We start from the raw sequence: 234 nt of genomic DNA, 5'->3' as shown, positions 1-234 counted from the left end.
CGCCAGCGGACGGTTCTTGGCGCGGTTATGCTCGGTGGAAGGCGCCTCGCGACCGGCGACTTCCGTGCGCTTTAGGCGGATCTTGTCGCCGTTGCGCTCAAAGCTAAGGTCGAATCCGGTGGTGCTCAGTTGGGCGCTGCGGAACTCGTCCTTCACCCTGGTGCGCAGGAGCGCCAGGGCTTCGGGCTGGATGAAGTTCTTGATGATGTCGCGCGTCTTGTAGCGATAGGTGAA

At 62.4% G+C, this 234-nt stretch carries 1 protein-coding gene; it reads right to left on the bottom strand.

Annotated elements, in window-relative coordinates:
- On the bottom strand, positions 1 to 234 hold a 234-nt coding region (locus RYX56_RS25395; RefSeq protein ID WP_317124521.1), incomplete at both ends, for a hypothetical protein.

The sequence above is a fragment of the Alkalihalophilus lindianensis genome (assembly GCF_032843265.1).
Classification (GTDB): domain Bacteria; phylum Bacillota; class Bacilli; order Bacillales; family Bacillaceae_D; genus Alkalihalophilus; species Alkalihalophilus lindianensis.
The sequence above is the reverse complement of the archived record's forward strand: the minus strand, read 5'-3'. Positions and strand labels throughout refer to the sequence as shown.